The 25660-nt window shown below is 66.8% G+C and carries 23 protein-coding genes; 7 read left to right on the top strand and 16 right to left on the bottom strand.

Going from position 1 to position 25660, the window contains the following annotated elements:
• Nucleotides 1-9 precede the first annotated feature (9 nt).
• The 4 genes from pstA to pstS (AC07M7_RS00605) form a co-directional block, all read right to left on the bottom strand.
• Nucleotides 10-873, bottom strand: a complete 864-nt coding sequence (gene pstA, locus AC07M7_RS00620; RefSeq protein ID WP_004151398.1) for a phosphate ABC transporter permease PstA — start codon at nucleotides 871-873, stop codon at nucleotides 10-12.
• The gene (gene pstC, locus AC07M7_RS00615; RefSeq protein WP_012510550.1) at nucleotides 873-1841 is read right to left on the bottom strand and encodes a phosphate ABC transporter permease subunit PstC; all 969 of its coding nucleotides are present in this window, start codon (nucleotides 1839-1841) and stop codon (nucleotides 873-875) included. Before pstC ends, pstA begins: the two co-directional genes overlap by 1 nt.
• A gap of 82 nt (nucleotides 1842-1923) precedes the next feature.
• Nucleotides 1924-3012, bottom strand: a complete 1089-nt coding sequence (gene pstS / locus AC07M7_RS00610; RefSeq protein ID WP_065722382.1) for a phosphate ABC transporter substrate-binding protein PstS — start codon at nucleotides 3010-3012, stop codon at nucleotides 1924-1926.
• A gap of 323 nt (nucleotides 3013-3335) precedes the next feature.
• Complete coding sequence (gene pstS, locus AC07M7_RS00605; RefSeq protein ID WP_136638637.1) at nucleotides 3336-4352, bottom strand: phosphate ABC transporter substrate-binding protein PstS; 1017 nt, start codon at nucleotides 4350-4352, stop codon at nucleotides 3336-3338.
• Between the two features lie 552 nt (nucleotides 4353-4904).
• Here pstS (AC07M7_RS00605) and AC07M7_RS00600 point away from each other — a divergent pair.
• Nucleotides 4905-6137: a porin gene (locus tag AC07M7_RS00600; protein ID WP_004151438.1), complete on the top strand. Its 1233-nt coding sequence runs from the start codon at nucleotides 4905-4907 to the stop codon at nucleotides 6135-6137.
• An 80-nt stretch (nucleotides 6138-6217) separates the two neighbouring features.
• Here AC07M7_RS00600 and nth read toward each other — a convergent pair whose 3' ends face one another.
• Genes nth through AC07M7_RS00585 form a run of 3 tightly spaced genes read right to left on the bottom strand, consistent with a single transcriptional unit; the run spans nucleotide 6218 to nucleotide 8047 of the window.
• Nucleotides 6218-6907 (bottom strand): endonuclease III, encoded by a 690-nt coding sequence (nth, locus tag AC07M7_RS00595; protein WP_495206528.1) that lies wholly within the window; start codon nucleotides 6905-6907, stop codon nucleotides 6218-6220.
• Nucleotides 6907-7260 (bottom strand): hypothetical protein, encoded by a 354-nt coding sequence (locus AC07M7_RS00590; protein ID WP_337301985.1) that lies wholly within the window; start codon nucleotides 7258-7260, stop codon nucleotides 6907-6909. Before AC07M7_RS00590 ends, nth begins: the two co-directional genes overlap by 1 nt.
• 4 nt (nucleotides 7261-7264) lie before the next feature.
• Complete coding sequence (locus AC07M7_RS00585) at nucleotides 7265-8047, bottom strand: enoyl-CoA hydratase/isomerase family protein (RefSeq protein WP_253077620.1); 783 nt, start codon at nucleotides 8045-8047, stop codon at nucleotides 7265-7267.
• Nucleotides 8048-8214: 167 nt separating this feature from the next.
• Between AC07M7_RS00585 and AC07M7_RS00580 the strand changes: the two genes are divergently transcribed.
• The 3 genes from AC07M7_RS00580 (at nucleotide 8215) to AC07M7_RS00570 (ending at nucleotide 10864) form a co-directional block, all read left to right on the top strand.
• A complete protein-coding gene (locus AC07M7_RS00580) occupies nucleotides 8215-8916 on the top strand; it encodes an FKBP-type peptidyl-prolyl cis-trans isomerase (RefSeq protein ID WP_004151465.1) in 702 nt (233 codons plus the stop codon).
• Between the two features lie 245 nt (nucleotides 8917-9161).
• Entirely contained in the window at nucleotides 9162-9965 is an 804-nt protein-coding gene (locus tag AC07M7_RS00575; RefSeq protein WP_430766358.1) for a CoA pyrophosphatase, read from the top strand.
• Nucleotides 9962-10864, top strand: a complete 903-nt coding sequence (locus tag AC07M7_RS00570; RefSeq protein WP_253077619.1) for a sulfurtransferase — start codon at nucleotides 9962-9964, stop codon at nucleotides 10862-10864. Before AC07M7_RS00575 ends, AC07M7_RS00570 begins: the two co-directional genes overlap by 4 nt.
• Before the next feature lie 314 nt (nucleotides 10865-11178).
• Here AC07M7_RS00570 and AC07M7_RS00565 read toward each other — a convergent pair whose 3' ends face one another.
• Nucleotides 11179-11745: an N-acetylmuramoyl-L-alanine amidase gene (locus AC07M7_RS00565; RefSeq protein ID WP_046984946.1), complete on the bottom strand. Its 567-nt coding sequence runs from the start codon at nucleotides 11743-11745 to the stop codon at nucleotides 11179-11181.
• Nucleotides 11746-11817: 72 nt separating this feature from the next.
• On the opposite strand from AC07M7_RS00565, the gene AC07M7_RS00560 reads away from it, so the two are divergent.
• Both AC07M7_RS00560 and rlmKL read left to right on the top strand, forming a co-directional pair.
• Nucleotides 11818-12345: an alpha/beta hydrolase gene (locus AC07M7_RS00560; protein ID WP_100434353.1), complete on the top strand. Its 528-nt coding sequence runs from the start codon at nucleotides 11818-11820 to the stop codon at nucleotides 12343-12345.
• A gap of 144 nt (nucleotides 12346-12489) precedes the next feature.
• Nucleotides 12490-14628 (top strand): bifunctional 23S rRNA (guanine(2069)-N(7))-methyltransferase RlmK/23S rRNA (guanine(2445)-N(2))-methyltransferase RlmL, encoded by a 2139-nt coding sequence (gene rlmKL, locus AC07M7_RS00555; protein ID WP_046984948.1) that lies wholly within the window; start codon nucleotides 12490-12492, stop codon nucleotides 14626-14628.
• Nucleotides 14629-14748: 120 nt separating this feature from the next.
• Here the strand turns inward: rlmKL and AC07M7_RS00550 are convergent, their stop codons facing one another.
• The 7 genes from AC07M7_RS00550 to aptA all read right to left on the bottom strand — a co-directional run bounded on the left by AC07M7_RS00550 (nucleotide 14749) and on the right by aptA (nucleotide 23345).
• Complete coding sequence (locus tag AC07M7_RS00550; protein ID WP_495206527.1) at nucleotides 14749-15078, bottom strand: DUF3325 domain-containing protein; 330 nt, start codon at nucleotides 15076-15078, stop codon at nucleotides 14749-14751.
• Nucleotides 15075-16709, bottom strand: coding sequence for a PepSY-associated TM helix domain-containing protein (locus AC07M7_RS00545; protein ID WP_495206526.1), 1635 nt, complete (start codon nucleotides 16707-16709; stop codon nucleotides 15075-15077). Before AC07M7_RS00545 ends, AC07M7_RS00550 begins: the two co-directional genes overlap by 4 nt.
• Nucleotides 16706-17020, bottom strand: coding sequence for a DUF3649 domain-containing protein (locus tag AC07M7_RS00540; protein ID WP_046984951.1), 315 nt, complete (start codon nucleotides 17018-17020; stop codon nucleotides 16706-16708). Before AC07M7_RS00540 ends, AC07M7_RS00545 begins: the two co-directional genes overlap by 4 nt.
• A 107-nt stretch (nucleotides 17021-17127) precedes the next feature.
• Nucleotides 17128-19353, bottom strand: a complete 2226-nt coding sequence (locus AC07M7_RS00535; RefSeq protein WP_426353898.1) for a TonB-dependent siderophore receptor — start codon at nucleotides 19351-19353, stop codon at nucleotides 17128-17130.
• 292 nt (nucleotides 19354-19645) lie between these two features.
• Nucleotides 19646-20932, bottom strand: coding sequence for a DUF445 domain-containing protein (locus tag AC07M7_RS00530; protein WP_495206525.1), 1287 nt, complete (start codon nucleotides 20930-20932; stop codon nucleotides 19646-19648).
• 118 nt (nucleotides 20933-21050) lie between these two features.
• The gene (locus tag AC07M7_RS00525) at nucleotides 21051-21929 is read right to left on the bottom strand and encodes a plasmid replication/partition related protein (RefSeq protein ID WP_046984954.1); all 879 of its coding nucleotides are present in this window, start codon (nucleotides 21927-21929) and stop codon (nucleotides 21051-21053) included.
• A gap of 63 nt (nucleotides 21930-21992) precedes the next feature.
• Nucleotides 21993-23345 (bottom strand): omega-aminotransferase AptA, encoded by a 1353-nt coding sequence (gene aptA / locus AC07M7_RS00520; protein ID WP_495206524.1) that lies wholly within the window; start codon nucleotides 23343-23345, stop codon nucleotides 21993-21995.
• A 104-nt stretch (nucleotides 23346-23449) separates the two neighbouring features.
• Between aptA and AC07M7_RS00515 the strand changes: the two genes are divergently transcribed.
• Nucleotides 23450-24946 carry an aldehyde dehydrogenase gene (locus AC07M7_RS00515; protein WP_136638792.1) on the top strand — a complete coding sequence of 499 codons (1497 nt, stop codon included), beginning with the start codon at nucleotides 23450-23452 and terminating at the stop codon, nucleotides 24944-24946.
• A 43-nt stretch (nucleotides 24947-24989) separates the two neighbouring features.
• Here AC07M7_RS00515 and AC07M7_RS00510 read toward each other — a convergent pair whose 3' ends face one another.
• The gene (locus AC07M7_RS00510; protein WP_426353894.1) at nucleotides 24990-25631 is read right to left on the bottom strand and encodes a hypothetical protein; all 642 of its coding nucleotides are present in this window, start codon (nucleotides 25629-25631) and stop codon (nucleotides 24990-24992) included.
• Nucleotides 25632-25660 lie beyond the last annotated feature (29 nt).

The following is a 25660-nucleotide window of genomic DNA, read 5'->3' as shown; positions in this document are numbered from 1 at the left end:
ACGGAAAGGTCAGTCATGGGAGATACGGTTGCGCAGCAGGATGCCGCGGGCGGCAAGGCTGACCAGCAACACGAAGACAGTCAGCACCAGGGCACCGGCCCAGGCCAGCACCTGCCAGGATTCATACGGGCTGCCGGCGAACTGGTTCATCACCACCGGCACCGAGGCCATCGGCTGGAAGATGTTGTTGTTCCAGTACTGGTTGCCGAAGGCAGTGAACAGCAGCGGTGCGGTCTCGCCGGAGATGCGGGCGAGTGCCAGCAGGATGCCGGTGATGATGCCGGCCGAGGCACTGCGGTACAGCACCTGCACGATCACCTTCCACTGCGGGATACCCAGCGACAGCGCCGCTTCACGCATCTGCGAGGGCACCAGGCGCAGCATCTCGTCGGTGGTGCGCACCACCACCGGCAGCACGATGAAGGCCAGCGACAGCGCACCGGCGAATGCCGAGAAGTTGCCGCCGGTCTGCATCACGTACAGCGTGTAGACGAACAGGCCGAGTACGATCGACGGCGCCGACAGCAGGATGTCGTTGACGAAGCGGACCACGGTGCCGGCCTTGCGGGCGTTGCCGTATTCGGCCAGCCAGGTGCCAGCCAGCACGCCCAGCGGGGTGCCGATGCCGATTGCCAGCGCACACATCACCGCGCTGCCGAAGAAGGCGTTGGCGAGACCGCCTTCCTGCATCGGCGGTGGCGTCATCTTGGTGAACAGATCCAGGTTGATGCCGGCCAGGCCCTTGGAGGCCAGGGTGAACAGGATCCAGCCCAGGAAGAACAGGCCGAACAGGGCGGTGGCGCAGGACGCGGCAATGGCGATGACATTGCCGATGCGGCGGCGCAGGTACAGCGAATCAGCGGTGCTGGACATCAGTTGCCCTCCTTGCGGGACAGGCGCATCAGCATCAGGCGGGCGATGGCCAGCACCACGAAGGTGACGATGAAGAGGACGAAGCCGAGCAGCAGCAGGGCCGAGCGGTAGGTTTCAGTGGCTTCGCCGAAATCATTGGCGATCAGCGCGGCGATGGTGGTGCCCGGTTCCAGCAGCGACGGCGACAGGCGCACGCTGTTGCCGATCACGAAGGCCACCGCCATGGTCTCGCCCAGGGCACGGCCGAGGCCGAGGAAGATGCCGCCGATCACCGCCGAGCGGGTGTAGGGCAGCACGATGTCCCAGCTCACTTCCCACTTGGTGGAACCCAGCGCATAGGCCGATTCCTTCAGGCGGGTCGGCACGGTCAGGAACACTTCGCGCATCACCGAGGAGATGAACGGAATGACCATGATGGCCAGCACGAAACCGGCGGTGAGCATGCCGATGCCCAGCGGCGGGCCCTGGAACATGGGACCGATGATCGGCCATTCGCCCAGGGTCTCGTTGAGGAACGGAGTGACGTACTCGGTCATCACCGGCACCAGCACGAACAGGCCCCACATGCCGTAGATGATCGAGGGAATACCGGCCAGCAGTTCGATGGCGGTACCGACCGGGCCCCGCAGCCAGCGCGGCGCGACTTCGGTGAGGAAGAAGGCGATGCCGAAGCTGACCGGCACGGCGATGACCATCGCGATGGCGGCGGTGACCAGGGTGCCGTAGATCGGTGCGAGGGCACCGAACTTGTTTTCGACCGGATTCCAGTCGGCGGAGAAGAAGAAGCTCAGGCCCTGCATCTGCAGGGCATGGCGGCCGCCCCACAGCATCGACAGCGCGGCGCAGGCCAGGGCGATGAGGACGAAGATGACGGTGCCGACCAGCACCCATCGGAACAGTTTGTCGTTGCGGGCATCACGCGCATCACGCGTGGACGGGGCGGCTACAGGCTGGGCGATGGCATTCATGGGGACGGCGGGGCCAGAAAGGGGCGGGGCGGCACGGCGTGGCAGAGGCGGTGCCCGCGCAGGGCGGGCACCGTCACGTCCATCACTTCAGGTCGGTCGCCCAGTAGGCCTCGATCTGCTTGACCAGGTCGGCCGGCAGCGGCACGTAGTGCAGCTCGTTGGCCTGGGCCTGGCCATTCTCGAAGGCCCACTTGAAGAAGGCCAGGGTGTCCTGGTTGCGCTTGGCATCCTTCGGCTGCTTCTGCATCAGCATGAAGTTGGTGGCGGTGATCGGCCACGCCTGCTCGCCCGGGGCGTTGGTGATGACCAGGTTGAAGTCCTTGGCGCTGGCCCAGTCGGCGCTGGCGGCTGCAGCGGCGAAGGTTTCCGCGCTCGGCTCGACCCAGTTGCCGGCGGCATTCTGCATGGCGGTGTACGGCATGCCGTTCTGCAGCGCGTAGGCCAGTTCGACGTAGCCGATCGAGCCCTTGATCTGCTTCACGTACGAGGCGACGCCTTCATTGCCCTTGCCACCGACGCCGTCCGGCCACTGCACCGAGGTGCCTTCGCCGACCTTGGTCTTCCACTCCGGGCTGACCTTGGACAGGTAGTTGGAGAAGTTGAAGGTGGTGCCCGAACCGTCCGAACGGTGGACCAGGGTGATCTTGCCGTCCGGCAGCTTCACGCCCGGGTTGGCGGCGACGATGGCCGGGTCGTTCCAGGTCTTGACCTTGCCCAGGAAGATGTCGGCCAGCAGGGCGCCGCTCAGGCGCAGCTTGCCGCCTTCCAGGCCTTCGATATTGACCACCGGGACCACGCCGCCGATGGCGGACGGGAACTGCGCCAGGCCGGCCTGCGCCAGCTCTTCGCTGCTCAGCGGCTTGTCGGAGGAACCGAAGTCGACCGTGCCGGCCTTGATCTGGGCGATGCCGCCACCGGAGCCGATCGACTGATAGTTGATCTTGGCACCGGTGCTGGCGTTGTAGTCAGCCGACCACTTGGAAACCAGCGGGAAGATGAAGGAAGCGCCGGCACCGGACACTTCGGCGGTCACCTTGGCACCGGCAGCGGCCGGGGCGGCGGCACCGTCGGCAGCCGGCTGCTGCGCGGCCTGCTTGTCGCCACCGCAGGCCGACAGGCCCAGGGCGATGGCCAGGGAAAGGGCGGCGAGGCCGGCCGAGTGCAGTTTCATGGTCACTCCATAGCGGGGTAGAGCCGACGGCGTCGGCGGATGCGGCTATGAAATGATGTTTTTGTTACAGCCGTATTACGACCATGACAGAGGTGTCCTCGATCACGTTCCGACAAGGGTTTCACAGGGCTGGCTCCGACCCGGCAGGGGCCCGGAGACCCCGGATCTGCGCACCGACTCAACTACGGACCAGCGACAGCGCAGCGCCTTTCACGACCAACCCCAAAAAACAAGAAGAGCGCGAGATCTCGAGGATCTCGCGCCCGGGTGGGATCGGCGGGGGAGAGAGGGCCCGCCGATCCCATTCCTGCGGGGGAACGCGCTTACTTCAGGTTCTGCGTCCAGTAGGTCTCGATCTGGCGCACCAGGCTGTCCGGCAGCGGCACGTAGTCCAGCTGGCGGGCCTGGGCGTCGCCGCTCTTGTAGACCCAGCGGAAGAACTCCTGGGTGGCCTTGCCGTTGGCAGGGTTCTTCGGCTTCTTGTGCACCAGGATGAAGTTGGTGGCGGTGATCGGCCAGGACTCGGCGCCTGGCGCGTTGGTCATCACCAGGTAGAAGTCCTTGGCGCTGGCCCAGTCGGCGCTGGCAGCGGCGGCGGCGAACGAGGCGTCGCTCGGCTGCACGAACTTGCCGGCAGCGTTCTTCATGGCGGTGTACGACAGCTTGTTCTGCAGTGCGTAGGACAGTTCGACATAGCCGATGCCGCCCTTGATCTGCTTCACGTAGGCAGCAACGCCTTCGTTGCCCTTGCCACCGATGCCGGCCGGCCACTGGACCGAGGTGCCTTCACCGACCGAGGTCTTCCACTCCGGGCTGACCTTGGACAGGTAGTTGACGAAGTTGAAGGTGGTGCCCGAACCATCCGAACGGTGCACGACGGTGATCTTGGCGCTCGGCAGGGTCACGCCCGGGTTCAGCGCAGCGATGGCCGGGTCGTTCCAGGTCTTGATCTTGCCCAGGAAGATGTTTGCCAGCACGGTGCCGTCCAGCTTCAGCGCGCCCGGAGCGATGCCGGCAACGTTGACCACCGGCACCACGCCGCCGATCACCGACGGGAACTGGGCCAGGCCCGCAGCGGCCAGTTCTTCCGGCTTCAGCGGGGCGTCGGAGGAGCCGAAATCAACGGTCTTGGCCTTGATCTGGGCGATACCACCACCGGAGCCGATCGACTGGTAGTTGACCTTGTTGCTGGTGGCGGCGTTGTAGTCGGCCGACCACTTCGACATCACCGGGTAGATGAACGAGGCGCCCGCACCGGTGATTTCAGCGGCGTTGGCGGCGAACACGGACGACGCTGCGAAGACGGCAACGGCAACGCGCGACTTGAAGGCGTGGATCACGGGGTGGCTCCTGGGTTGATTGGGATGCGGGGTTACCCGCCCGGCGCACATTCCATAACGGTTCGATGACAGCGCAGGGACCGTTGTATGACGCAACCGTTACAGCGTTGTCAGGCACCCGCACAGCAGGGGTGTGAAGGTTCTGCGTACCGCTGGCAACGTGATGACCGATGCGCCGGAGACGGGCGTGGCCCAGTTGCGATCACGCTCTATATGTCGCTGATGGCCTGTCCGGAGTGGCCGTCAATGCCGTCGCGGCCTGGCATTCCGCAGTGATGCCGCGTCATCCACGCGAAACCAGCGGTGCCGGTGAAGGTCCCGCAGCGACAGGTCCGCGCATGAACGCTGATACGTGACGCCATATGCCGCAAGGGATCGACAAGGATGTGGCGGCAAATGAGTCGTGCGCATGACCGCACGAAGAAATCTGTGGTTGGTGCTCAGGTTGTCATTCGGCTGTCATGGTTTTAACGGAATGTTCGCAAAACGCTTGACCGGCCTGCCGGCGTGGCGTTCTGCCCAAGCCATTCCAACCCTCTGGAGAAATCCAAAATGCGTTCCCATTTGCTCGCCGCCGCGGTCGTTGCAAGCCTCGGTCTGGTTTCCGCCGACGCCTTCGCAGCTCCCGCCAGCACGGGCGTATCCCAGGCACAGCTGCAGCAGCTGCAGGCGCAGATCGCTGCCCTGCAGGCCCAGGTCCAGCAGTTGCAGAACGATTCGCAGGCGCTGCAGGCACAGTCCGATGCGCAGTCCGAAGTGAACATCACCCAGGCCCAGGCCCTGGAAGGTGCACAGAAGACCCAGACCAGCGTCGACAAGCTGGCCAAGCTGGTCAATGACAACAAGATCGGCGGTCGCATGTTCTTCGACCTGACCAACATCGACAAGACCAGCAACGGCAAGGACACCGCCGCCAGCGGCACCGGTCTGGACGTCAAGCGCTTCTACCTGACCGTCGACCACAAGTTCAACGACATCTGGTCGGCCAACCTGACCACCGACTTCCAGTACAGCTCGGCCATCGGCAACACCGAACTGTTCGTCAAGAAGGCCTACGTGCAGGGCAGCTTCGACCCGGCCTTCAACCTGCGCGTCGGTGCCGCCGACATGCCGTGGATCCCGTACGTCGAGAAGTTCTACGGCATGCGTTATGTCGAGAACACCCTGACCGATCGCCTGAAGTACGGCAACTCGTCCGACTGGGGCCTGCATGGCTTCGGCAACCTGGGCAACAACTTCAACTACGCGGTCTCGGTCGTGTCCGGCGCCGGCTACAAGAACCCGACCCGCAGCAAGGGCATGGACGTGGAAGGTCGCGCGGCCTATACCCCGAACGAGAACTTCGTGGTTGCCGTCGGTGGCTACAGCGGCAAGCTGGGCAAGGAAACCGACATCCAGAGCGCCGAGAACACCTACACCCGCGCCAATGCGATGGTCGCCTACGCCAGCAGCGACTTCCGCGTCGGTGGCGAGTACTTCCAGGCCAAGAACCTCAACAACGTGATGACCGTTGCTACCGACAAGACCAGCGGCTGGTCGGTGTGGGGCAGCGTGCGCGTCACCGACGGCGGCATCAACGTGTTCGGTCGTTACGATGACACCGACGTCAGCAAGACCCTGGACCCGACCCTGAGCGACAAGTACTGGAACGTCGGTGTCGAGTTCCCGGTCATGAAGAACCTCAAGCTGTCGACCGTGTACAAGTACACGCACCTGGCCAACGCCGGCGACAAGAAGAACGACAAGACCAAGGAATTCGGCGTCTGGGGCGACCTGTCGTTCTGATCACCTGAAGCACCTTGTCTGCAAACGAAGACGGCGGGCCTTGTGCCCGCCGTCTTTGTTTTGTCACACCACGAACGCGGTCACGCCTCGGCCGTGGTCTTTTCCTTGAACCGGCACAGGTCGGCGATCACGCAGCCCGGGCAATCCGGCTTGCGCGCCTTGCATACATAACGTCCGTGCAGGATCAGCCAGTGATGCGCGTCGAGCAGGAACTCGGCCGGAATGGCCTTCACCAGTTTGTCTTCCACTTCGCGCACATTCTTGCCAGGTGCCAGGCCGGTGCGGTTGGAGACGCGGAATATATGCGTGTCCACCGCCATCACCGGCTCACCGAACGCAGTGTTGAGCACCACGTTGGCGGTCTTGCGGCCCACGCCCGGCAGCGCTTCCAGTTCATCGCGATCGCGCGGAACTTCACCGCCGTGCTTCTCCAGCAGGATCGCGCAGGTGGCGATCACGTTCTTTGCCTTGGCATTGAACAGACCGATGGTGGCGATGTACTGCTTCAGTCCGTCCTCGCCAAGTGCGAGGATCTTTGCCGGGGTATTGGCCACCGGGAACAGGCGGCGCGTGGCCTTGTTGACGCCCACGTCGGTGGCCTGCGCCGACAGCGCGACCGCCACCAGCAGTTCGAACGGCGAGCTGTATTCCAGCTCGGTCTTCGGGTGCGGATTGAGTTCGCGCAGCCGGGTGAACATTTCCACCACGTCGGTGCGCGGCATCACGCTGCCACGGCGCGCAGGTGCGCGCGCGGTCTTCTTCGCGGCCATTACTGTTCCTTGCCGGTGGCGCGGGCCTTGGCCCGGGCGAGAATCGCGGCCGCTGCGGCGGGCAGTGCGGGCTTCATATCCGGTGCTGCGGCGGGCGTGCGCCTTGCGTCGCGTTCGGCCTCACGCCGCGCCAGACGCACGGCACGGTTGCGGTAGCGTTCGCGTGCGGCCCAGGCGTTCTGCAGCTGCTGCTGGGCCTGGTGCAGGCGCTGTGGAAGCTCCGGGTGGCCGGGTACCAGCTGTTCGTCGCCGGTACGGGCCACATAGTCCATCAGGCCGGCCTGCAGGGCGCCATCGAGATCGTCTGCCTGGACCCGGGCGAACAGTTGCGCGGGGTTGGGTCGGGATGCCATGGCGTCAGCGGTTCTGGAAGGCTGGCGGGCGGCGCTGCAGGAACGCGCTGGTTCCTTCGCGCATGTCCTCGGTGGCGAACAGCAGGCCGAACTGCGCGCTTTCGTACTCCAGCCCCGCTTCCAGGCTGCATTCGCCACCCACGTGCACGGCATCAAGCAGGCCGCGCAGGGCCAGCGGTGCCGAGCGCGCCAACTGGCGGGCGACGTCCTGCACGCGATTGTCCAGTTCGGCGGCGGGGACCACCTCGTTGACGATACCCAGTTCCAGCGCTCGCGCGGCGTTGATCGGAGCACCCAGCAGGCACAGTTCCAGGGTGGCGGCGCGGCCGCACAGGCGCAGCAGGCGCTGGCTGCCACCGAAGCCGGGAATCAGGCCAAGGTTGATTTCCGGTTGGCCGACCTTGGCGCTATCGGCGGCGATGCGCAGGTGGCAGGCCATCGCCAGTTCCAGGCCGCCGCCCAGCGCAAAGCCGTTCACGCGGGCGATGACCGGCTTGGGCAGGCGCTCGATCTGGCGCATGAGGGCCTGGCCCAGCAGCGAGAAATCACGTCCCTGAACCGCACTGAGTGTGTTCATTTCGGCGATGTCGGCGCCCGCCACGAAGGCCTTCGGGCCGGCACCGGTCAGCACCACCACGCGCACCTCCGGGTCGGCGGCGGCGGCGCTGAACGCCTCGGCCAGGGCCTGCAGGGTCGCGGCGTTCAGGGCGTTGAGCTTGTCCGGGCGCTGGACGGTCACGGTGCGGATGGCGCCGTCGTCGGCGACAGCGATCAGGGCATCTGCCACGGGGAAACTCCAGAAACGTTAAAAAATAGTGATATTGAACTCTGCAAACGCAGACGGGTCATAGCCTGCATCGTGAGTAGCGGTTACACGTTGCGCCCGTTATCCTAACCCGTCGCCTCAGGGCGGCGCAGAACGTCCCTGAGTTACCACCCCTGGAGAACTGTTTGATGAAGTTGCGTTCTATCGCGGTCGCCGTCGCGGCCCTGGCCCTGACGGGCAATGCCTTCGCCCAGGACATCGCGTCCGAGAAGGGCAAGCTGAGTTATTACTTCGGTTACGACTACGGCAACAACCTGGCGGAGCTGACCGGTCGCGGTGAGCAGCTGGACATCAACTCGGTGGTGAAGGGCCTGCAGGACGCCTACGCCAAGAAGCAGCCGGCCATCACCGCCGAGCAGCTGAAGCCGGCCGTTGAAGCGTTCCAGAAGCGCGAGCAGGGCCGTGCCCAGGCTGCCAAGGCCGAGTACGAAAAGGCTGCTGCCGAAAACAAGACCAAGAGCGACCAGTTCATCGCGGCGAACAAGGCCAAGGCCGGCGTGCAGTCCCTGCCGAGCGGCGTCCAGTACCGCGTGGTCGAAGCCGGCAAGGGTGCCAAGCCGACCCAGGCCAGCACCGTGCAGCTGGAAGTGGCCGGTCCGTTCCCGTACGGCCAGCGCCCGACCGAAGCCCGCCCGGCCCAGCAGATCCCGTCGATCAAGGTCAGCGAAGTCGAAATGAAGGCCATGCGCGAGACCCTGCTGCAGATGCCGGCAGGCTCGAAGTGGGAAGTCACCCTGCCGCCGGACCAGGCCTACGGTGCCGACCCGCGCACCCCGTTCCCGCCGAACGTGGCTGTGCAGTTCGAGATCAAGCTGGTCAGCGTCAAGTAACAAACAGCGTCAACATCAACGCGCCGGTGATTTCACCGGCGCGTTTTTGTTTGCGCGCGGTTGCAGAGTCGACTGTCAGTTGACTGCTCTGCGGCCAGCCTGGGGAAATCCCTGCGCTACGCGCGATAGTCGACTGACAGTCGACTCTACCGTTCACGCTCCACCTCGCAGCCAGCGTGCCGCGCGCCGCATCTTCACCCCGCGCAAATCCAGCCTAATCGCGCTACTGTTGCCGGGTGCAAACAATGGAAGAAACGGCGCGTGTTGTCGCAAGTCCCTGCATCGGCGTGTGCAAGCTGGATCCAGACCGGCAGTGCACCGGCTGCGGGCGGCATCTCGATGAAATCGCACGGTGGTCGTCGATGAGCAACGACGAACGCAGTCGCATCCTGCATCGCGTGCAGCCATTGCGCGAAAAACTCCAGCAATCCCTGCGCGGCTCACTGGCCGACCATCACCGTCTGATGCGCGCGCTGCATCCGCTGGCCGATCCCCCCGCGGGCGATGGCTGGAACCGCAGCGAACTGATCGACCTGCTGCCGCCGGGACCGCCAGTGGAAGCGGCGGTGCTGGCCGGTATCGTGCCGCGCGCCAACGGTGCACAGGTGATCCTCACCCGCCGCACCGAAACCCTGCGCACGCATGGTGGCCAGGTTGGATTCCCCGGTGGTCGTACCGAACCCGATGACCGCGACGCACTGGCGGCCGCACTGCGCGAGAGCCAGGAAGAGATCGCGTTGGCACCTGGCCAGGTGCAGGCATTGGGCTATCTCGATCCGTTCGTGACCATCACCGGCTACCGGGTCACCCCGGTGGTGGCGGTGGTCGATCCGGATTTCGTGCCGGTGCCGCAACCCAGCGAAGTGGCCGAGGTGTTCGAGGTGCCGCTGGACTACCTGATGGCCGCCGACAACCTGCGCCAGGTCGAAATCAATCATCGCGGCCGCGTCCGCCACGTCCTCGAATACGGCTGGCCGGGCCAGCGTATCTGGGGGGCGACCGCGGCCATCCTGTACAACCTGCGTCGCCGCCTGGAGCAAGTGCAATGAAGCCGATCGATCCGCCGTGGACCACCCTGGTCGATGTCGCCACCCTGGCCGCTGCCCTGGGCGAGGACGTACGCGTGGTCGACGCGCGTGCCACCGCCAGCACGGCAGTGCGCGTGGTCGATGCGCGTTCCTCGCTGGCCGATCCGCAGGCCGGCAGCGGCCAGTACCTTGCGGGGCATGTTCCGGGCGCGGTGTATGCCGATCTCAACCGCGATCTGTCCGATCTGGGGCGCGTCGGCCACGGCCGCCATCCGTTGCCGGACAGCGATGCCTTTGCCGCGACGCTGGGTCGATGGGGTATCGGTCCCGACACACAGGTGGTGGTCTACGACGGCAGCGACGGCAGCATGGCCGCCTCGCGTCTGTGGTGGCTGCTGCGCCTGATCGGGCACGACAAGGTGGCCGTGCTCGACGGTGGCATCGCCGCCTGGCAGGCCGCAGGTCATGCGTTGGCAACCGGCCAGGGCGAAGTAACGGCGCTGCCGGCTTACCCGGGCCGTTTCGACACCGCTCAGATCGCCAATGCCGACGAAATCACCGCCCGTTTGAAGCATGCGCCGGGTTGGCTGGTCGACGCACGCGCGGGCGAACGCTTCCGTGGTGAAGTGGAGCCGCTGGATCCGGTCGCCGGCCATGTGCCCGGTGCGGTCAACCGTCCGTTTGCGCTGAACGTAGTCGACGGCCACCTGCGCGATGCACAGGAACTGCGTGCCGAACTGCAGGGCGTGATCGGTAACCGCGATCCGCAGCAGGTGGTGCTGATGTGCGGCTCCGGCGTGACCGCCTGCCACCTGTTGCTGGCGATGGAAGCGGCCGGTCTGTCCGGCGCACGCATCTATGCCGATTCCTGGAGCGGATGGGTGAGCGACAGCAGCCGCCCGGTCGCGACCGGCGCCTGAGCCGCGCGGGGTCGGATCAGTTTCCCAGCGGGAAACGGTTGTGCCCCCATCGACCGACCCCATCGAATGCAGATTGGGGTCAGAGCCCGTTGCGTAGCAACGGGATCCGACCCCGGGTATCCGGCAGATCGCGGAGATCTGTCGAAGGCGGGGTGGGTCCGGTTGCGAGGGTGTCCGCGGCATGGATGCCGCGACCAAGCCCCCATGGATGGGTTTACGGCGTCCCTCGCAACCGGACGCACCTCGCCATCCCACGCAATGCCAGCGTTTGACGTTGACGTTGCCTCTGCAGGTGCAGGGCGCAGCCCTGCTGCTTACTCCAACCCCTGCAGCGGCACCTTCGCCAGAATCCGTGCCCACGGGAACAACGGCCCCGGGTCGCGCTTGCGCGCCACCATCAGCGCCGGGTCATCGCTGGCCGGCACCTGCTCCAGATCCAGCTGGTCATGCCCGGCAATCCGCCGCAGCGACGGGTAGCGCGCTACCAGCGCCAGCAGCAGCTGCTCCAGCGCCTGCAGCTGCGCCTCGGTGTAGGCCTCGTCCATCGCCTGCTGGCGGCTGTCGAACCAGTGCGGGTAGCGGCCGGTATTGACCAGCTCGATGCCCAGCGTGTGTGCGTTCATGCCGCGCACGTGGTGGGCCACGCGTTCCGGTGCCACGTACTGCACCACGCTGCCATCGCGGTCGATGTAGAAGTGACCGCTGTTGCCGGCGCCGCTGTCGTACAGCACGCGCTCGCCGTACTCGCGGGCCATCGCCAGATCGGGCAGCTCGGTGCAGTGGATCACCACCATCTCCAGCGTGGCCGGGTCGCGCAGCGGCAGGCGGTCTTGGTAGGGCAGGGGCTGCAGCTGCAGGCCGGGCAGGAGCGGGTTGGGCATCTGGCGATGCTAGCATTGCGGCATGAACCTGCCTTTCCTTTCCTCGTTGGCCCGCTCGCCTGGAGCGCGCGCATGAGCCGCGGCCATTGCATCCTGTCCCACGGTTTCGAGAGCGGCCCGGAGGCGACCAAGGTCACCGCGCTGGCCGACGTGGCGCAGCGCCTGGGCTGGACCCATGAGCGCCCGGACTACACCGACCTGGACGCGATGAGCGAGGTCAGCCGGGTGGGCGACGTGCCGACCCGCCTGCGCCGCCTGGTCGAACGCACCGCCATCGCCGCCCAGCAGGGCCCGGTGGTGCTGGCCGGCTCCAGCCTGGGCGCCTATATCTCCGCCATCGCCTCGTTGCAGGTGCCGGTGGCCGGCCTGTTCCTGATGGTGCCGCCGACCACCATGGGCCCGATGCCGGCGCTGGACGCCGCGCCGGTGCCGACCACGGTGGTGCAGGCCTGGCATGACGAGGTGGTGCCGGCCGCAGGCGTGATTGCCTGGGCCCAGGCGCGTTCGGCGCAGCTGCTGCTGGTCGACGACGGCCACCGCCTGGAACGGCATGTGGAGGCCTCTGCGCAGGCCTTCGAGCGCCTGCTGCGCCAGCTGTGAAGCCCGGGCGCACGGCGCGCCCGCCCGCATTGACTACAATGGCAGCCCCGCCGCCCCCGGCGCGGGCCTGCCGGCCGTGTCCACGGCCCTCCCTCTTGAATGGCCCGGCTTCCTGCCGTGCCTGACCACCTGTGAACCGATCCCGTGAAATTTTTTGTCTCCTGCGCCAAGGGCCTGGAATACCTGCTTGCCGATGAGCTGTCGGCCCTGGGCCTGGAAAAGGCCACTGCTACCATTGCCGGCGTCAACGCCGAGGGCGAACTGGAGCAGGCGCTGCGGATCGTGATGTGGTCGCGCTTGGCCAGTCGTGTGCTGTGGCCGATCGACGCGTTCGAGTGCCCGGACGAGCAGGCCCTGTACGACGGCGTGCGCGCCCTGCCGTGGCACGAGCACATCAAGCCGGAAATGACCCTGGCGGTGGATGCGCACGTGTCCGGCGACAAGATCACCCATGCGCGCTTCGCTGCGCAGCGGATCAAGGACGCCATTGTCGACCGCATGCGTGACGAAGGCCTCGAGCGCCCTTCGGTCAACACCGACCTGCCGGACGTGCGCGTGAACCTGTCGCTGCGCAAGGGCCGTGCCTCGCTGTCGATCGACCTCGGCGGCGGCTCGCTGCACCGCCGTGGCTGGCGAGGCGCCGCCCACGAGGCGCCGCTGAAGGAAAACCTGGCTGCCGCGCTGCTGCTGCGCGCGCAGTGGCCGCGCCTGCACGCCGCCGGTGGTGGCCTGCTGGACCCGATGTGCGGCAGCGGCACGCTGCTGATCGAAGGTGCGCTGATGGCCGCCGACGTTGCGCCCGGCCTGATGCGCCACGGCAGCCTGCCGCCGAGCCGCTGGCTGGGCTTCGACAAGGCCGCCTGGAAGACCATCCAGAGTGAGGCACGTGACCGCGAAGCAGCTGGCCTGGCCGCGCTGAAGCCGGTCATCCACGGTAGCGACATCGACCCGACCGCGATCCAGGCGGCGCGCGAGAACGCTGAAGTTGCCGGCGTCGCCCACGCCATCCGTTTCACTCGCGCAGACGTAGCCGACCTGGCTGCGCCGGAGCAGGAAATTGGCGCGGTAGTCTGCAATCCGCCGTACGACGAGCGCCTGGCCGCCGATCCGGCGTTGTACCGTGCGCTGGGCAACGCGCTGCAGAAGGCGGTGCCGCAGTGGCGTGCGAGCCTGCTGTGCGGCAACGACGAGCTGGCCTTCGCCACTGGCCTGCGTGCGGGCAAGAAGTACCAGATGTTCAACGGTGCGCTGGAATGCGCGCTGATCATCTGCGACCCGATCGCCGTGCCCGGACGCGACCCGGCTCAGCCGCGTGAGCTGAGCGAAGGCGCGCAGATGGTGGCCAACCGCCTGCGCAAGAACCTGAAGAAGTTCAAGAGCTGGCGCGCCCGAGAGGACATCACCTGCTTCCGTGCCTACGATGCCGACCTGCCCGAATATGCGGCGGCCATCGATGTCTACGAAGAAGATGGTGGTCAACGCCGCACCTTCCTGCACGTGCAGGAATATGCCGCGCCGGCCGCGATTCCAGAGAACGACGTGCGTCGTCGCCGCAACGAACTGCTGGCCGCTGCACGGGAAGTGTTCGGCGTGCCGCCGGAGCAGGTGTCGATGAAGTCGCGTGAGCGCGGCAAGGGTGGCAGCAAGTACGGCCGTTTCGAACAGCGTGATGAATTCATCGTGGTGCGCGAGAACAATGCGCTGCTGCAGGTGAACCTGTTCGACTACCTTGATACCGGCCTGTTCCTCGACCATCGCCCGCTGCGCCGGATGATGGCCGAGCAGGCGCGTGGCAAGCGTTTCCTCAACCTGTTCTGCTATACCGGCGTGGCCAGCGTGCAGGCCGCCGTGGCCGGTGCGGCCAGTACCACCAGCGTCGATCTTTCGGCGACTTACCTGCAGTGGTGCTACGACAACCTGGCGTTGAACGGGCAGGGTGGCAACCAGCACCTGCTGGTGCAGGCCGATGCGATGGCATGGCTGGAAGGTGACCGCGGGCAGTACGACGTGATCTTCTGTGACCCGCCGACGTTCTCCAACTCCGCGCGTGCCGACGACTTCGACGTGCAGCGCGAGCAGCTGAAACTGCTGCGCGCAGCAGTGGCGCGACTGGCGCCGGGTGGCGTGCTGTATTTCTCCAACAACTTCCGCCGCTTCAAGCTGGAAGAGAACGCCATCGCCGAATTTGCCCAGTGCCGCGAGATCACCGCGCGCACCATCGGCCCGGATTTCGAGCGCAACGCGCGCATCCACCGCGCGTGGGAACTGAAGCGGTTGGGGTAAGCCGACGCCCGGGGTCGGATCCCCTGCGCGAAGCGCAGGGGCTCTGACCCCATCCGGATCTACGTACCAGGGGTCAGAGCCCTTGCGCTGCGCGCAAGGGATCCGGCCCCGGTGGCTCTGCTACACCAACGCCACCAGCAGCCCGATCACGGGCAGTGCCAGGGCCAGTGGTGCGATCCACTTCGGCCGGTACGGGTACAACCCGAACGACAACACCACGCCGCCCACGGTCATCACCCCCAGCCACAGTACCGGGCCTATTGCCCAGCCGTGGTCGACCACGCACAGTGCAAACGCTACCGTCAGTAGCACCCAACCCAGCACCCGCCATTGCGTGCGACGTGCCGGCGCGGCCGCGGCCTTGCCATGCAGGTCATGCTGGTGTTTCTCCATCGCCAGCGACAACGCGGTGAACGCAGAGAACGACAGGGTCAACGCCAGCAACATCATGCGCTGGCCTCCGCTTCGGCGGTTTCCGCAGCGTCCACCGGGGCCTTGGGCGCCGCCGCCGCGGCACGCTTCTTCTTCTCGGCCGCAGACAGCGGCGGCGTCCAGCGCTGCATGCGCCAACCGCACAACGCCAGCATCGCACCGAAGGCGATCATCGACAGGTCAAAGCCGGCCAGCACCCAGTCGCCGTTGCGCAGGGTGTTGCCCAGGTGCGCATGCGTGGTCAGTGCATTGACCACCGGCACCAGCGCGAACGCGGCCGCGCCCAGGTACAGCTGCCATGCCCACATCATCCGCTTGGGCCAGATGAAGGCGGCCAGCAATGCCGCACCCCAGGCATAGAAGAACGTGTTGGCCTCGGCAGTGGAGCGTTCGGCGATGTCCAGCGGCAGCAGGCGATTGCCCCAGAAGTACGCGGCGAACGCGATCGGCAGGCCGGCGACGGTGCCGATGTTCAACGCGTCGACCAGGCGCAGGCCGAAGCCGATGCGGCCACTCTTGGCGTGCTTGGGTCGTTCCTTCACCGCCCACAGCACCACGCCGCTGGCGACCATCAGGCAGCCGACCAGGCCGGACAGGAAGAACAGCGCACGCAGGCCCCAGTCGGCGAAGCGCGCCAGATGCAGGCCGTACAGCACACCACGGGTAGCGGTGGCGCCGCCGGACGGCGGCGTCTCTTCCAGCAGCGTGCCGTTGACCATGTCGTAGCGCACGGCCGGGGTGTCGGTGGACAGGCGCTTGCCGTCACGCTGGCGGATGTCGATCACCGCATTGGCGGCGCCCGGATTGGACACAGTGAAACCGGCCACTTCCACGCCGTGCCAGTGTGCACGCGCGCTGTCCAGCAGCTGCGCGATCGGCAGCGGCGTGGCGTGGCCTTCGGCAGGTGCAGTCACCTCCGGCATGCCGCCGAAGGCTTCGCTGAAGAACTTGTCCTCGTCCTGTGGGTAGGCGACTTTCACCCCCCACGGCAGGTACATGATCATCAGGGTGACGATGCCGGTGTAGGTGATCATCGCGTGGTAGGGCAGGGCCATCACCGCGCTGACGTTGTGGAAATCGAGCCAGGACCGCAGGCCCTTGTCCTTGCGGAAGGTGAAGAAGTCCTTGAAGATTTTCTTGTGGGTGATGACGCCGGTGATGATTGCCACCAGCATGAACATCGCGCAGAAGCCGACCAGGTAGCGCGCCCACAGCACCGGGATGTAGTGCAGGTCGAAATGCAGGCGGTAGAAGAAATCACCGCCTCGGGTCTCGCGGGCCTTCAGTGCCTGCCCGGTGTTCGGGTCCAGTGTTGCGTCGCCGAAGCCACCGCGACGGCCACGGCTGGGGTCGGCCAGCTCCGGCGGCAGCCGCCAGAACATCTGCATGGCCGGGTTGCGCGGCTGCGGCAACGTTACGAACCAGTTCTCGGCCTGCGTGGCATTGGCCTGCAGGTAGTCCACTGCGCGCTGCGCGGCGACGTCGATGCTGACGTTGCTGGAGGGCAGCTCAGGACGCATCCAGCGGCTGATCTCCTCGCGGTAGTAGCTGGCCGTGCCGGCCATGAAGATCAGCAGCAGCAACCAGCCGACCAGCAGGCCGGTCCAGGTGTGCAGCCAGGCCATCGACTGACGGAATCCATTCTTCATGCCCAGGCTCCCAGCATGCGCGCGATGGCTGCCATCAGCAGGGTGGGGGCGAGGATGCCGACCCAGGCACGCAGCGCACTGCGGGTGGCGAACGCCCACAGCGCCGCGCAGGCGGCCACCAGAATGGCCAGCAGCATGCCGGTCAGCACGGTCTGGCCACGCGCGCCGGGCAGCGCCACCGCGCAGAACACGCTGGTCACCGCGGCCAGCGCGTAGCCGCCGAAGATCGCCGCCAGCGAGCGTGACAGCACGCCCCAGCGCGGGTTGGAGAAGAAGGTGCGGGGGCTGGCGGTTGCGGGCGAGCGGTCCACGGCATTCCTGCAGGTTTCAGTGAAAAGGAACCGGCGCACCGCAGCACGCCGGGGTTGGCCATCCGTGGCCGGGCACCCGTCGCAGAACCGGTGCCATCCATCGAGGGTCAGAGCTTCCAGCGCAGTGTCACGGTGACATTGCGTGGCTCGCCCCAGAACACGCCGTCATAGAAACCGACGCGGTTGTAATACTTCTTGTCCAGCAGGTTGTTCACGTTTACCTGCGCGGTGAAGTTCTCGTTGAAGCGATAGCCCGCCGACAGGTTGAGCAGGTAGATGTCGCCCTGTTCGATTGCCACGCGGTCGCGCTTGCCGCTGGTCAGGAAATCCGCACGCGGCTTGTTGCTCAGGCTCCAGATACCGCTCTGCCAGGTGGCGCCTCCGCCCAGCCAGAAGCGGCCTTCAGCGCCGCCCGGTCGCCAGCTGGCGTTGAGGCGGAACAGATCGACCGGGATGACGGTGTTCTGGCGCACGCCCTGCGCATTGCGGCTGACGGTGTGGGTGAAGCCGGCCGCCAGGTTCCAGTTCTCACCAAGGCTGCCTTGTGCTTCGATCTCCCAGCCCTTGACCTTGTTGCCCTTGCCGGTGGAGCGGTAGGCACTGACCCCACCCGGCAGCGAGTTTTCCGGCACCGAGTCGTCGAGCTCGGCAACGTTGTCCTTCTGGCCCTTGAACACGGCCGCGGAAGCATTCAGCAGACCGTCGAAGAACTCGGCCTTGACGCCGGCCTCCCACATGTCACCGACCACCGGTTCGAGGTAGTTGTTGTCCCGGTCACGGTAGTTCTGCGGCTGGAAGATGTCGGTGTAGCTGACGTAGCCGCTGAAGTAGCGGTTGAAGTCGTAGATGAAGCCGGCGTACGGAGTGAGCGAGTCGTCCGGCTTGTAGCCGCCGCGACGCGTATCGGTCAGGCGACCGGCGGCGTCATGGGTGTAGTTCCAGGTGCGCGTTTCCCAGCTGCCGTAGCGCGCGCCGAGCACCGCGGTCAACGGATCGGCCAGCTGCAGGCGCGTCGCCAGATAGGCCGCGCGCTGGCGCAGTTCGTCTTCAGAAGCCAGATAGCCCAGGCGGGTGACCTGCAGCGGCGCGACGTCGCCGTTCCAGCGGTGCCAATCCGGTACACGGGTGTAGCTGTCCGGGTAGGCAGCGGTGTCGGTGGCAGGCACGTCACCCTTGCGCACCGATTGGCCGAAACCGAGCACCAGCTCATGTTCGCGGCCGAACAGCCGGAACGGACCGCCAACGTTGAAGTCGAATACCTGCATGTCGCCGTTCTCGCCGAAGCTGCCGACGAAGGCGCTGATGCCGCTGCCATCGGCATTCGGGTAGCCGGAGGCCCCGTACCACACCGCACCGTCGGTTTCGCGCTTGGAGCGGGTATAGGCGGCCTTAGCGGTCCAGCCGTTGCCCAACTGCTGCTCAAGGCGTGCGAATGCGCTCTTTTCGATGATTGGCCAACTGCTCCAGCGGGCGGACAGGTTGGTCGAGCGCGGCAGGTTGGCGGGCTGGCCGTCGGACCCCCAGTACGGCACCACGCCCCAGGTCACGCCTGTGGTGCGCGGCGACTGGTATTCGTAGCCGGCCTCGAGCAGGGTCGTGTCGGTAATGTCGGCCTGGACGATGCCGTAGAACACGTCCTTGTCCAGTTTGTAGACATCGCGGAACGAGTCGCTCTGCTGTTTGGCCGCCACCACGCGCGCGCGGATGCGGCCGTCGAGCGCAACCGGGCCACCGAGGTCGGCTTCCAGGCGCTGGTTGCCCCAACGCCCGAGGGTCAGGTTGGCGCTCATCTGGAAGCTGTCGGTAGGACGCTTGCGCACGAAGTTGATGGTGCCGGACGGATCGCCGGCACCGGTGGTCAGGCCGGTTGCGCCGCGCACCACTTCGATGCGGTCATAGATCACGCTGTCGGTGTTGGTCTTGATGTACCCACCGAAGGTGTTGAGCATCCCATCGACCTGGAAATTGGTGATGTTGTAGCCGCGCGAGACATAGTTGATGCGCTCGCTGTCGGTGACCGATACCGCCACGCCGGTGACCTGGCCCATCACATCGGACAGCGAGAACAGGCCCATGTCGTCCAGGCGCTGGCGGGTGACCACGGTCATCGACTGCGGCGTCTGGCGCAGCGACAGGCCGAGCTTGGTGGCCGTGCTGGCACGCTTGACCGTATAGCTGTCGACGATATCGCCGTCAGCGGTGACCTGGACCGTATCCAGCGTGCGCGCGGAAGGATCGGCAGTGCCGTCGGCGTGGGCCAGCGGGGCGATCATCAGTGCGGTCACGGCCAGGGCCAGCAGAGTGGGACGAGGGTGGTTCAGCGGCATTGCCATCGGTGCGATTCCATGCAGGACGAAACAAGCGATGGAATGCGCAGACGCAGCAGCCGTGCGCTCCGCGCACGTCGCCCAGCGAGTCCCATCGACGGTGCGCCACCCGTGTAGTGCGGGCGACCCGGTAGTCGGGGGATGTACACGGGCGAAGGGGCGGGTGGGTGCGTGCTTCCGTGCCCCGCTTGGCTAAGCGTACAACCGATCGGCAAATGATAGGCATTCGCATTTCGTTAATCAAGCGTGATGAATTCCGGCCTTTGCGCAGGGCGGGGATCGACTACCGCACGGGCGCCTAGAACCTGAACACCACCGTCGCTGCGTGCAGCAGCAGGCCGATCAGGCCGCCCACCAGAGTGCCGTTGAAGCGGATGAACTGCAGGTCGCGGCCCACGCTCAGTTCCAGCTGTTCGACCAGATGCCGCTCGTCCCAGCTCTTCACGGTCTGCGCGATGTGCGCGGTCACGCCTTCGCGCAGGCGGCCGGTGAGGCGCTGTGCGCCCTCCAGCAGATGCTGGTTGAGCGCCTCGCGCAGGGCCGGGTCGGCCTGCAGGCTGCTGCCCAGCGAGGCGAGGCTGCGCTGCAGGTGGCCGACCAGCGCCGAGTCTTCGCGCTGCAGGTCGCTGCGCAGGCTGGCGTGGATGCGCGCCCACAGACCCAGCACGTAGTCCTGCAGGGCCGGGTGATCGATCATTTCCTGCTTGAGCTGTTCGACGCGTTCGGCCAGGGCCGGGTCCTCGCGCAGGCGCTGCACGTAGTTCTGCAGCCAGCTCTCGTAGTCCTGGCGCAACGGATGCTGCGGCTCGGCCAGCACCTGCTGCAGTTCTTCCAGCACCGCACGCGCCAGTCGCTCGGCCAGGCTGTCGCCGATCTCGTCGATCGGCTTGACCCAGTTCACCGTGCTCGACAATGTCGGCCATTCGCGCTGGATGTAGCGCACGATCAGCTGCGAGGCGCGCTCCTTCACTTCCGGCTGCTCCAGCCAGCGGCCCAGGCGCTGCAGGCCCTCGTCCAGCACGCGCTGGTGGCGGCCATCGGCGGTCAGCAGGGCCAGCAGCTCACCGGCGGTTGAGGCGGCATTCCACTGCCGCAGCTGCTGCACCACGAACGCATGGAGCTGCCGGCGCACGGCGGCTTCGTCGAAGAAGTCCAGCGCCTGCAGCGCCCAGCCGCGGGCCATGTCGGCCAGCATCCGCGAGCGCGCCGGATCGGCCAGCCAACTGCCGAGGCGGCTGGCCGGATCGAACACCTGCAGCTTGGCCAGCAGCACCTGCGGTTCCAGGAACTGGTCGCGCACGAACAGGGCGAGGCTGTCGCCGATGCGTTCCTTGCTGCGCGGGATGATTGCCGTATGCGGGATCGGCAGGCCCATCGGCCGCCGGAACAGGGCAACGACCGCGAACCAGTCGGCCAGTGCGCCTACGGCTGCTGCTTCGCAGAAGGCCGAAACCCAGGCCCAGATGCCGCGCTCGCCCTGCCAGTGGCTGACCGCGAAACCGGCCAGCATCAACAGCAGCAGGCCCAGCGCGAGGGCTTTCAGGCGCCGCAGCTGTGCGCGGCGCGGATCGTTGGCAGGCGTCATGGCGGAAGTCTAACCGGCACGGCATGAGCATCTGGTAGTGCCGGCCGCTGGCCGGCATCCGCAACGCACCCGGTACGTTCATGGGGTTGCCGGCCAGCGGCCGGCACTACCCGTTGCTTCAGAGCGCTTCGAGCTGCTTGCGCAGCGCGGCCAGCTGCGCGCGCAGGGTGTCGTTCTCGCGGGTCAGCGCGACCACGCGGCGGCGCAGCGCCGGGGCATCCTCGCCAAGCTGCTCCAGTGCCGACAGCACCTCGGCGTCGCGGCTGGCGATCTGCTCCTCGTCCGCTTCCTCGAAGTCCATCTCGGCTGCTTCCGGCTTCGGTGCGCGCGGCTTGCGCTTGGACTCGCGCACGCGCTTGGCGGCCTGCTTCAGCTCGTCCTTGCCACCAGCGGCAGCGGCGCGCTGTTCGTCTTCGGGCAGGTCCGCCACGGCAGCGGCGGCGCTGATCGAGATCACGCCTGCCTTCACCGCTTCCACTACCTCGGCCGCGGCCTGGGCGTGGATGCGTTCGATCATGCCGACCTGGCTGGTGCTCAGCTTGGCCTCGCGCGCCAACTCGGCACGGCTGATCTTCGGCGCCGGTTCCCACGGCGGGCTGTCCTCACCGGTCTCCTCGACCGCCTCGGCGGTGCCGTCGCTCTCGCGCTGCAGCTGGGCCTGCTCGACGTGCTTGCGGGCGGCCAGGATGTCGCGCTTGCGCAGCGCCAGCACGCCGCGCTGGAAGTCGGACACGCTCCGGCGGCCCAGGTGCTGCTCGATCATCCACAGGTGCACGTCTTCCATGCTCTGGAAGCGGGTGTTCTGCACGGTATTGAAGGGCAGGCCATGCTTCTGGCAGATGCCGAAACGGTTGTGGCCATCGACCAGCACATCACCCCACAGCACCAGCGCATCGCGGCAGCCCTCGGCCAGGATGCTGCGCTCCAGCGCGTCATGTTCGTCCGCGGTCAGCGGGTCGATGTAGGCCTTGAGTTCTTCTTTGACGACGATATCCATGGGCACGGCAACGAGCAGGAGCGGAACCGACCATTGTACCCGCTCGACGCTGCCGGCCCGGGCTCAGGCGGTGGCCCGGATCATCTCGCCCAGGGTGCCGGTGATCTGGTCGATCTGCGCCTTGTCCACGATCAGCGGCGGCGACAGCGCAATGATGTCGCCGGTACAGCGCACCAGCAGCCGTCCGTCGTGGAAGCAGCGCCGGAACACCTCGTAGCCGCGGCTGCCCGGCGCATCCCGGCGCGGCGCCAGTTCGACCGCACCGACCAGCCCGAAGTTGCGGATATCGATCACGTTGGGCAGGGCCTGCAGGGCATGCAGCCGCTCCTGCCAGTACTCGCCCAGCTCGATGGCACGCTCGAACAGGCGTTCTTCCGCGTAGACGTCCAGCGTGGCCAGCGCCGCCGCGCAGGCCAGTGGATGGCCAGAGTTGGTGTAGCCATGGAACAGCTCGATGGCCTGCGGCGGCGCCTGCATCAGGGCCGCATGCACGGCATCGCTGACCAGCACGCCGCCCAGTGGCACCGCGCCGTTGCTGACCGCCTTGGCGAAGGTCAGCAGGTCCGGAGTGACCCCGAAGCGCTGCGCGGCGAAGGGCATGCCGACCCGGCCGAAACCGGTGATGACCTCGTCGAACACCAGCAGGATGCCGTGGTGGTCGCAGAGCTCGCGCAGGCGCTGCAGGTAGCCCGGCGCGGGCAGGATCACCCCGGCAGATCCGGCGATGGGTTCAACGAACACCGCCGCGATGGTCGAGGCATCGTGCAGGGCGATCAGCCGTTCCAGGTCGTCGGCCAGCTCCGCGCCCTGGCGCGGCAGGCCCTTGCTGAACGCATTGCGCGGCAGGTCCAGGGTGTGCCGCAGGTAGTCCACACCACCCAGCTGCAGGCCGAACGCTTTGCGGTTGTTGGGCAGCCCACTCAGCGCCATGCCGCCGAAGCCCACCCCGTGGTAAGCCTTCTCGCGGCTGATGAAACGGGTGCGCTGGCCCTCGCCGCGCTGGCGGTGGTAGGCCAGCACGATCTTCATCGCGGTATCCACCGCCTCGGAGCCGGAACTGGTGAAGAACACATGGTTGAGCGGAGGCGGCGCCAATGCCGCCAGCCGCTGTGCCAGCGCGAATGCCGGCGGCGACCCCATCTGGAACGCGGGCGAGTAATCCAGGGTACGCGCCTGCTCGACGATGGCGTTGACGATGTGCGGCCGCGCGTGGCCGGCATTGCAGCACCACAGGCCGGCGGTGCCGTCGAGGATCTGGCGGCCGTCGACGTCCTCGTAGTGCATGCCTTCGGCCCGTACCAGCATGCGCGGTGCGGCCTTGTACTGGCGGTTGGCGGTGAACGGCATCCAGTACGCGTCCAGTGACTCGGGGCGCTGGGTGGCCAGGTCGTGCAGGTCGCTTTCGGGACGCTTCATGCCAGCTCCATCGGGTCCGATGCGATGAATGTAGCGCAGCTGCGTCACGGCGGAGTCGCGGCGGCCCCGGTATAACCAAGGCTCGTTGAATGTTGGAGCTTCCCATGGCCGATTTCCCCGACCGCAGCCATTGGCAGGCGCTGGTCCTCCAGCTGTCGATGCCGGGCCAGGCCTTCATCGACGGCCGCTATGTCGATGCCGCCAGCGGCGCCCGCTTCGACTGCATCAGCCCGATCGACGGTCGCGTGCTGGGCGCGGTCGCCGACTGCGACGCGCAGGATGTCGAACGCGCGGTACTCGCCGCGCGGCGCAGCTTCGATGTGGGCCACTGGTCGCAGGCGAGCCCGGCGCATCGCAAGCGCGTGCTGCTGGCGCTGGCGGCATTGGTGGAAACGCACGCCGATGAACTGGCCCTGCTGGAAACCCTGGACATGGGCAAGCCGGTGCGTGACGCCCGCCGTATCGACTTGCCCGGCGTGGTGCGCTGCCTGACCTGGACCGCCGAAGCCGTGGACAAGCTGTATGGCGAAATCGCGCCCACCGGCCCGCACGAGCTGGGCCTGGTCACGCGCGAGGCTGCCGGCGTGGTGGCCGCCATCGTGCCGTGGAATTTCCCGCTGCTGATGGCCTGCTGGAAGATCGCGCCGGCACTGGCGATGGGCAACTCGGTCGTGCTCAAGCCTTCCGAGCGGTCGCCGCTGAGTGCGTTGCGGCTGGCGGCGCTGGCCGCCGAAGCGGGCCTGCCCGAGGGTGTGCTGAACGTGCTGCCGGGCCAGGGTGCGCGCGTCGGCGAACCGCTGGCCCTGCACATGGACGTGGACGTGCTGGCGTTCACCGGCTCCACTGCCACTGGCGCCAAGCTGCTGGAGTACTCAGGCCGGTCCAATCTCAAGCGGGTCTGGCTGGAATGCGGCGGCAAGAGCCCGCACGTGGTGTTCGCCGACGCGCCCGACCTCGATGCAGCGGCGAAGGGCGTGGCGCAGGGCATCTTCTTCAACCAGGGCGAAGTCTGTACCGCCGGTTCGCGGCTGCTGGTGCAACGCTCGATCCGCGAGGACTTCGTGCACCAGGTGATCGCTTATGGCCAGCACATGCAGCCGCGTCATCCACTGGAGCCCGATGCACCGATGGGCGCGCTGGTCGATGCCGCGCACGTGGACAAGGTGCTGGCCGACATCGCGCGGGCCGAAGGCGAGGGTGCCCGGCTGTTGCTGGGAGGCCATCGTGCCGAGGTCGAGGCGGGTGGTTGCTACGTGCAGCCCACCGTGTTCGACCAGGTGCGGCCGGAGCAGGCATTGGCACGCGAGGAAGTGTTCGGGCCGGTGTTGGCCGTGCTCGGTTTCGAGGACGAGGCCGAAGCGGTGCGCGTGGCCAATGACAGCCGCTACGGCCTGGCCGCCGGACTGTGGACGCGTGACCTGGGTCGCGCCCATCGGGTCGCGCGCCAGCTGCGCGCCGGTAGTGTATGGGTGAATGGCTGGGACGGCGGGGACATGACCGCACCGTTCGGCGGCTACAAGCAGTCCGGCAACGGCCGTGACAAGTCTCTGCATGCGTTCGACAAGTACAGCGAGATCAAGGCTACCTGGATCCAGTTGTAACGATGCGGCTGCTCGGCTCTACATAAAGCATACAGCTGTCGAGCTACCGGCAGCGGGCGCTCACCTGCAGCACTGCCGCACGCAGCACGTCGCGGTCGGCTTCTTCGACGGCGTTCTGGAAATAGTCCATGTCCTGCTTGCCCAGCTCGCACGGGTCGACGATGTACCCCGGTGGCCACAAACCCAGCAGCTGTGCCACGCCATGCACGATCTGCTCGGGGGTCATCTGCCGACGGATCCGGAAGTAATTGCGGCGCGGCGCGAACGCGGGATGGACCTCGCGCCGACCGATCAGGCGCGGCGCCACGCCCGCTGCGCTGATGCCGTCGCCGCCATTGATGCTGCCCGCAGGCAGGTCCAGCATCAGTGGCGCCATTGCAGGCGATTCCTCGAACGCGGGTGTGCTGGCATCGTTAGGTGCCGCCGGGGGCGGGCGTGGCGCTGTCGATGCGGCCGGGCGCGCTGCCTCTGCGGTGGGCTGCGCCGGGTGCGGTTGCGCAGGCACGGGCTGCTTCGGTGGCAGCCAGTACAACGTCATCCTGGCGCCTTCGTCGCTGCGCAGCGTCATCCTGCCACTGCCCAGCAGCCACACTGCGATCAACCCATGCACCAGCAGCACCACCAGCCATGCCGCCATGCGCGGCAGCTTCGGCGAATCGGACCACGACAGTGCGACTGCAGTCATCGGCAAAGCATCCATGCAGGGACCGGTGG

This window comes from Stenotrophomonas sp. GW821-FHT09E08 (assembly GCF_059416125.1).
This window is presented reverse-complemented; position numbering and strand designations above follow the sequence as displayed.